The sequence below is a fragment of the Caballeronia sp. M23-90 genome, assembly GCF_053574605.1.
Genome location: NZ_JBSIPA010000311.1, coordinates 1 through 7,897, shown reverse-complemented (window position 1 = coordinate 7,897; position 7,897 = coordinate 1). Strand labels below are relative to the sequence as shown.

The 7,897-nt window shown below is 56.9% G+C and carries 7 protein-coding genes and 1 pseudogene; 7 read left to right on the top strand and 1 reads right to left on the bottom strand.

The window, feature by feature from the left end; all coding sequences use genetic code 11:
- A partial coding sequence (locus tag ACRXB1_RS24710) for a transposase (protein WP_449493533.1) occupies positions 1-495 on the top strand: 495 nt, incomplete at its 5' end.
- Between the two features lie 97 nt (positions 496-592).
- Here ACRXB1_RS24710 and ACRXB1_RS24705 read toward each other — a convergent pair.
- Complete coding sequence (locus ACRXB1_RS24705; RefSeq protein WP_449493532.1) at positions 593-1,402, bottom strand: IclR family transcriptional regulator; 810 nt, start codon at positions 1,400-1,402, stop codon at positions 593-595.
- A 391-nt stretch (positions 1,403-1,793) separates the two neighbouring features.
- Between ACRXB1_RS24705 and ACRXB1_RS24700 the strand changes: the two genes are divergently transcribed.
- From ACRXB1_RS24700 to ACRXB1_RS24675, 6 genes and pseudogenes are all read left to right on the top strand, one after another.
- Positions 1,794-2,792, top strand: a complete 999-nt coding sequence (locus tag ACRXB1_RS24700; protein WP_449493531.1) for a 2Fe-2S iron-sulfur cluster-binding protein — start codon at positions 1,794-1,796, stop codon at positions 2,790-2,792.
- Between the two features lie 38 nt (positions 2,793-2,830).
- Entirely contained in the window at positions 2,831-4,174 is a 1,344-nt protein-coding gene (locus ACRXB1_RS24695) for an aromatic ring-hydroxylating oxygenase subunit alpha (protein WP_449493530.1), read from the top strand.
- Positions 4,175-4,194: 20 nt separating this feature from the next.
- Positions 4,195-4,989 carry an SDR family NAD(P)-dependent oxidoreductase gene (locus ACRXB1_RS24690; protein ID WP_449493529.1) on the top strand — a complete coding sequence of 265 codons (795 nt, stop codon included), beginning with the start codon at positions 4,195-4,197 and terminating at the stop codon, positions 4,987-4,989.
- A gap of 15 nt (positions 4,990-5,004) precedes the next feature.
- Positions 5,005-5,595: a 3-phenylpropionate/cinnamic acid dioxygenase subunit beta gene (locus ACRXB1_RS24685; RefSeq protein ID WP_449493528.1), complete on the top strand. Its 591-nt coding sequence runs from the start codon at positions 5,005-5,007 to the stop codon at positions 5,593-5,595.
- Between the two features lie 13 nt (positions 5,596-5,608).
- Complete coding sequence (locus tag ACRXB1_RS24680; protein ID WP_449493527.1) at positions 5,609-5,797, top strand: hypothetical protein; 189 nt, start codon at positions 5,609-5,611, stop codon at positions 5,795-5,797.
- A gap of 1,245 nt (positions 5,798-7,042) precedes the next feature.
- Positions 7,043-7,765, top strand: a pseudogene (locus tag ACRXB1_RS24675) (DUF4158 domain-containing protein); the annotation flags it as partial.
- Positions 7,766-7,897 lie beyond the last annotated feature (132 nt).

The window sequence follows — 7,897 nt, the reverse complement described above, 5'->3', positions numbered from 1 at the left end:
TCCGGGCGTGCTTTCCCGTGCGATCTGGTCGAGGAACTGCACGACGTCGGGACGTTTGATCGTGGTCTTGCTGGCGTGATGCGTCTTCCCGCAACCGCATTGCAGGCGCTCGGTCCTGGGGGCACTGGATTTCGGCGCCAACCTGCTGACGCATCACGCCAGCAAGACCACGATCAAACGTCCCGACGTCGTGCAGTTCCTCGACCAGATCGCACGGGAAAGCACGCCCGGCCTGACGACGGTGGTGGTCCTCGACACGCCTCGATCCACCACAACATCGATCAGGAAACCATCGACCGCTGGTTTCTCGAACATCGCATGGTGCTGTTCTATCTGCCGCCCTACAGCCCCGAACTGAACCGCATCGAGACTCTCTGGAAGCACGCGAAGTATCACTGGCGACGCTTCGTTACCTGGACGAAGGAAACTATCGACGCCGAGATCGAAAATCTGCTCGGTGGCTATGGTTCCAAGTTTGAAATTCGTTTCTCATGAACACTTATCGAGCCGTGTTCGCCACGTAGATGGCGGCAGATGGACGCAAGCATGGAATGCGCGATTAAAGTCCGGCCGTCCAGCAGGCTGCCGGGTCTCAATCCTTGCTAAACACTGCGGTCTTTTTTGGCTCTGGCCGTCCGGGAGCGCTGCCAAGCTGGGTAGACAAGCTTGCGGAATGCTGAAGTAAGCGTTCGCCGATTCCTTCAATTTTTCGCTGGTCGAGTCGCACGCTTGGACCAAATACGCCGATCGACCCCGTCACACGGCCGGTATGATCGAAGAACGGCACCGCGATGGCCACGGCACCCGCAATCAATTCATCGCGGCTGACCGCGTATCCCAGTTTTCGCGCTGCTTGCAATTTTTTCTGCAGTTCTTTCGGCTCAAAATCAAGGCCTTCGCAATACTGGACAAGTTCTTCCGACGACGGGTTCATCCAGGCGAGGAGCGCTCGCCCGCTCGCGCCGCGAACGATTCTTTCGCTGTAACCTACGCCCCGCTTAAACGAAAGCGGCTCGAGGCTGGGGAGCTCAGCCACACAGATTCGGGTGGCCCCCTGGGGCACAAACAGTGCCACGGTCTCCCCCGTCTCTTCCCATATTTTTCTCAATATCGGCTGCGCCAACTGAGCGACGTTCAAGCTGGCTGTCCACGCCCACGCTAGTCTGCCGACCGAAGGTCCCAACCGAAAACGCTGAGGCTCGCCTTCGGTAACTACAAAACCGTTTTGTTCGAGTGTGTACAGCAGCCGATAGAGCGTCGGGCGACTCAAATCGACGCGCTTTAAAAGCTCACCGACCGTTAGATCGCGATCGCTATCTCCGAACGCAAGCAGGATGTCCAATGCGCGTTCAACCGAGCGCACTCCACCGTCTCCGCCCTTTTCCTTCTCGACCACATCCATCGTTCACTCCCTAAACGTAATTTTCCTGACCGGCCCGAGCATCTTACCGCATCCGCCTGATGGACAGCCGTTAGGTTTTTACCCCTACTTGACATTCTTAGGCGAGTTCGTAGAATGGACTACAGTATCACACAGCGGACATACATTGTTCTGCCGGAGAGGAGACGCAGATGTACTCGCTTTTACTAAGACCCGCCTTCGGCTTCGCTGCCCGTGTTTCTGAAGCGTTCTGCCTGGCGTGCCCAAGACCCGAAATCGATGCCGGAGGGAACACCAGCGATTCTGCTGGACACGCGAACACGCTTGGCACCCGGTTTTATCTCAGCGGATAAACAGGGCGAGATTCGTTTCGGTCTTCAATAATTTTTAGCTGAGCTACAGGATGACAAGCATGACAACGATCCCCATCACGTTGTTGTTCGCCGATGGCGTGACCCACCAACTATCAGCGACTTCAGGTGAAAAACTCCTTGATGTCGCAGCGAGTGCGGGTCTATCGCTGCTCACCGACTGTTCGAATGGCCAGTGTGGTACGTGCGTAGGCTCGTGCGTGTCCGGGTCTCTTGAACTCGACGATTACGATCCCAGCGTACTGCCCGATGACGAGCGTGAGGATGGAGCGGTGCTCTGTTGCGTGGCACGAATTTACGAACCGGTGATTCTCGAGCTGCCATACGATTCCAGCGAGGCGAGCGCCGCGGAAGCGCCCGCGCAAGCCGGACGCGTGCACTCAGTCAAGCGCGTCGCCGAAGAAACTGTCCGGCTCGAAGTCGATGTCGAGGCCCCGGTCGATTTTCTTCCTGGGCAGTATGTTCGGTTGAAACCCGAGGGACAGCATGAATGGCGTTCTTATTCAATGGCCAACGGATCAGGTGAGTCGCGGCTCGTCTTTTACGTCCGTATCGTTGAGGGGGGAGCTTTTTCGAGATGGCTTTCAGACGAACCCGCAGCCGGCACGCCAATCGAAGTTAGTGCGCCACGAGGGAGTTTTTTCCTACGTGCTGACGATCGTCCGCGGCTGTTTGTGGCGGGCGGGACCGGCCTCGCTCCTTTTCTCGCGATGCTTCGCGCGATCGGTAGTGGTAAGTACCTTGCAGCGCCGACACACTTGCTAATTGGCGTCCGCACGGGCGAACACCTATTTGCGAAGGATGAGGTTGCGGCGCTCCAACGGGAGTTTCCCGCGCTCGACGTTCGCTACGCGGCTGAGTCTTGCGCACCAGACGGATGTCATCTCGGTTACGGCACCGATTTGATCGGTCAGATGACCGTCGACCCCAGGACTCAAGTCTATCTTTGCGGACCTCCTCCGATGGTTGAGGCAGGACGCGAAGCCATGGCGAAAGCGGGACTTCGTAAGAGCGACGCGTTGTGCGAGCGATTTGCCTGAAGCTGACACGTCAAACCCATTAATAAAGCGAGATAGCAATGACCTACGATACGATGATTGATACCGATCACGGCATGATTAGCCGTGAGATCTTTTCGGCCAAGGCAGTTTTTGATGACGAACTTGAAAAGGTATTTACCCGCGCGTGGTTGTTCGTTGGACACGAGAGTCAAGTTCCGAATCCGGGTGACTATTTCACGTCGCGCATGGGCACGGAGTCAGTAATTCTCGCTCGGGATAAAAAGAATCAGATCCACGTATTTTTGAATTCGTGTCGCCACCGCGGAATGAAGGTCTGCCAGTACGACCACGGCAATACGCAGCTGTTCACCTGTCCGTATCACAGCTGGAGCTACACCACCGAAGGGAAGCTCTTTGGGGTGCCGCAATTCAAGAATCTATATGACGGGTGCTTGCAGAAGGAAGATTGGTCTCTGATCGAGGTGGCCAAGCTTTACACCTACAAGGGAACGGTCTGGGCAACGTGGGACAAAGACGCCCCCGACTTCCTGACGTTCCTTGGGGACGCCAAGGCTCATCTCGATCTCGCCTTGGACGGGCGAGACGGCAGTGAGGGCGGCTCGGAAGTGCTGATGGGCGTTCACAAGTGGATCATCCCTTGCAATTGGAAGTTCGCTGCCGAGAACTTCCTTGGAGACACCTATCACAACGTCAGTCATCGCTCAGTCGATTTAATCGGTATCGGCCCGAGCGCAGAGCAGGGTGTTAAAGGTCGACGCGACAACGAGCTCGAACACGCGCAGCATCTGTGGGTCAATTTCCCATCTGGCCATGGCGTGCACAGCGCGATCATGCCGGAGAATATGCCGTTTGTGGATACGTTTAAAAACGATCCAATCATCGCAGAGTATTTTCGGCATTGCCATGAGGAGCGACAGCGGCTCCTGGGCGATAAAGCACGGCTGGTCCCGTTCGTCGGCACGATTTTCCCCAATGCTTCATTTCACGGAAAGCAACCGCGCTCGATTTGTGTCTGGCACCCGCACGGGCCGGAGGCGACCGAGGCCTGGCGCTTCTTCCTGGTTGATAAGAGCGCGCCCCAAGAAGTTAAAGACTTCCTGCGTCACTACTACATGCGCTACTCCGGTCCGGCGGGGATGACCGAGCAGGACGACATGGAAAATTGGAACTACGCAACGGCGGGTAGCCGTGGGGTGATCGCTAAACGCTACCCGTACAACTATCAGCAATCGTTGGGGACTTCGCTTCCTTCGGGAACTGGACCGGTCGCAGGGAACGTCAGCTTAAAAATTAGCGAGGAAAATCCGCGTCAGTTTTATCGTCGTTGGCGTGATTACATGAACAGCGCGGACTGGAGCACGTTGCTCGGCCAGAACGACGCGCCCGGCAATAAAGATTGACCCAAAGGAAGCCACACGACATGCCAGTAACAATCGTCACCGGTGGAACTTTCGGTTTGGGACAGTCGATCACAATCGAGCTTGCGAGGCGCGGGCACCAGGTCGTAGCGTTCGGGCTCGCACAGCCGCAAGTTTCGAGTACTGCGAGAGGTTTCGAAAGCTTACGTGCTGCACTTGACGCAGAATGTTTGGTTGACCGTGTTGACGTCCTCGATGCCGATGTTTCAGACGCTGCGGCTGTCCAGCACGTGATTAAACACACGATGGGCAAATATGGCCGTATAGATGGACTGGTCAACAACGCGGCTGTCGGCCCGCTAGGGACGGTCTTGGACACTGACGAGCCGCTCTTTGAAAAAGTCATCGCCGTGAACCTCAAAGGTACCTACTTGATGAGCCGAGGCGTGATCCCGCATATGGTTTCACAGGGCGGGGGCTCCATCGTCAATATCGGGTCTGGAGCGGGATACGGAAAGCCCAACATGGCGATCTATGCAAGCAGCAAGGGAGCGATCTTGGCTCTCAGTACCGCGATGGCGTACGACCATTTCATCGATCGCGTCCGTGTGAACGTGGCGATCCCTGGTGGAGGCGGAATCATTTCCGGCATGAGCGTGGGTCGAGTTGGAGGCGACGAAGAGGCGTTTAGAAAGCGCAATGCCGCAGGCACCGCTGCCGGCCGGCCGGCAACGGGCTTTGACCTCGCGAATGCTGTGGCCTTTCTCCTTTCCGAGGACGCCGCCACGATCTCCGGAACGGTGATTGATGTTGGCTGTTTCGCACATCAGGGCGGCCCTGTGCCCCTCAAACAATGATTGCAAGGAAGACAAATGACTGATCTTGTGAAAGAACCCGAAGTTGCGCTCGAGCATGTCGCTACGCTCAAGAAGGATGCGCGATACTACGAGCTCAAGCGGGAGCTTGAAGAGCACCTCTACGAGGAATCGGAAATGCTCGACGAGCGGCGCTTTCGTGACTGGTTGGACACCCTGAGCGAAGACTTGGTGTACTTCATGCCCATGACCTACAACGTCAAGTACGGCGAGCACGCAAAGCGCGAGCGCACGAGTATTGAAAAGGACATGAGCTGGTTTAATGAGGGCAAGTGGACTCTCACAAAGCGTGCCGAGCAAATTTTGACGGGCGTGCACTGGGCGGAAGAGCCACTGTCGAGGCTTTGCCGGCTCGTAACGAACGTCCAGCTCACTGCGATCACCACGAACAGCGCGGGCCAGGATGAGGTCTCCGTGCGCAGCCGGTTTATAACGTATCAAAATCGTTGCGAATATGAAGAGTACTATTTCACCGGCAAGCGGCTGGACGTCTTTCGAAGGGAAGGTGATAAGTGGCTGCTGATACGCCGTGAAATCCATCTAGGGCAGACTGTCCTACTCGCAAAAAACCTCACGATGTTTTTCTAGGACAGGCTCAATCATGATCAATTTTATGGATCTGAAGACAGGCCAGCAGATGGTGTTGAAGGGCGGAATCGTCGCGGAGGTTGTGGAGAATATGGGCGACGGCATTTGGGCGCAGGTTAAATATATTGAGGCGCCTGAAAGTCCATCGCTAGTTGGCACTGAAGAACTTTGCCATTGCGAGGAAGCTGTCCGGTTGATCTGAGTCCGTCTTCTGTGCTGAAGGCCAATGCAAGACGCACTCTCGCTCGTCGGGCTTGGCATGGCCCGACGGGAAAGTGCAAGTGCGAGGTGATCCGCAGACGGGGCGCTTGTATATCTGCGGAGCGAAAAGGTCTGATGTCGATCGGTGCTTTGACCCTTAGTCGGTGTTCCGCGGATAACGCGCGACTGACTCCCCGAAGGCGGAAGCACCCCGTCATCCGTATGCCGGGCGGTATGAAAGCCAGCAGGGTTCATTGAGTGTCTCCTGAAGAATGGAGCGATGTCATTCGTCCATCCGTTAGCATCGTCCGTGTTGTGGGGCGATGCCCCGAAGAGTCGCTCGGGTATGCAACCCATGCAGCGAGCGTTAATTCGGCAGATCCTCGCTCCCGTTGGCCGTTCTCCCGACCAAAACCTGACCGGCCCCTGCCACCCAAAGGAGTTGCCGAGTTCAGCGTATGACACCGGCGATCACAACCAGTCCGGTTTTCATGCGTTGCGCCGATCGCGGGCCTCGCGTGCCGTCTTAGAAGTTAGAAAGCGCGGCTGCTTCAGCTTCTGTTTCATAGCTCATCAACGCAAGTTGACCAAATACCTCCCGTTGACCGAGTTCCACGTTCGGCGCCACGTCGAAGCCATCCTCGGTCGAATCCCTTGGGACGTCCAGAGCCCCGTGTCGATGGTGCTGGGGATCCGCACAAATCTGGCGGCGCCCGGTTGACGGCGGCGTTGCATGAGCGTAAGCGCACGACGAGGTTCGGTGCTGTTTGCCTTGGGGGACGAGAGTAACAACGAGAAGAGGACTTGACGCTGGGTGCGTCGAAGGGAGCCCGTAGGGCGACTGGAGACGCACCCAGCGGCGCATCACGCGAACAGTCTGGGCCGTGATAGAAAGGCGGTTCGCCGAAGAAACAACCGGCGCGGCATCGGCTATCAAGACCTCGCGAGTCAAACCGATGCCGCGCCCACACTGATCCCGGATGACAGGTCCGGCGCACCTGTGCGCGTTAATTGTTGCATGGCAGGGCGTCCGCGTAATTTCCTTGCAGATTACGACGGTAGCGTGATCTAAGCGCGACAAGGGTTAGCGGTCTGCCCCGAATATTTTATCTATGTAAATCAAGTATTTGCTGTTTGGATTTCGCGGCCAGCCGCGCGCTAGGAGGTTCCGACAGTTGTCCGTTGATTTGCGAATTTTTTCCGGCTAGTCTCGTCGGTCCCTCTTTCGCTTTCGGAGCGGACGATGATGGAACACTGGCGACTGGCTTATCTGGGCATGCGGCGTATGCCGCGCGATCTCAGCGAGTTCGAACTTGCCACGTTCTTTACGTTCTCGTCTAAAGAGCGAGCATTAATCAACGCGCGCCGTGGTCCCCTTTACCGGCTCGCGCTCGCGTTGCATATCGGCTTCGTGCGCATGACGGGCGCGACACTCGATGCTTATCAGTATGTCCCACAGATTCTGTGGAGCCATCTGGGCAAGCATCTCGGGATCGAGCCCCCAGACCTCGGTACGCTACGCACCCTCTACGAAACGCGCGAACGCACACTCTTTGACCATCAGGTGATCGCCTATCAGGCGCTCGGCTTCGTACCGATGGCCGAACATCAGCGCCGCTACGTCGTGCGCTGGCTCAAGGAGCGGCTCGCGGGGCGCCCGAATCGCGCCGATCTGATGCAGGAGCTCAAGCGATGGCTCTATGAACATCGCATCCTGATCCAGCAGGACCGCGCGCTCACGCCCCTGCTTGTGCAGGCCGCGCGCGATGTCGAAGCGACGCTGACCGGAAGCCTCGTCCACGAGTTCGGCGAAGCAACGCTTGACCACTGGGGGAGCCTGCTGCCGCAGCCGCATGGATCGGTTGCGAGCTTGCAGCAGTGGCTGTGGGCAGTGCCGCTGCGCAACTCGACCCATCAGATGAGCGAACTTTTTCGCAAGATTGATCGACTGGTTGAGCTTGGCGTGCACGGTAACGGTAGATTTCAAGCTAGATGTCGCCTCAACGATTAGATTTAGGCGGCTTTTTGCTCCTGTCGGTGGTCGCGTTTGATGGGTTCGAAGTTGTCTATCTGATCGGGATTCAGATGGACCGTTTTTACG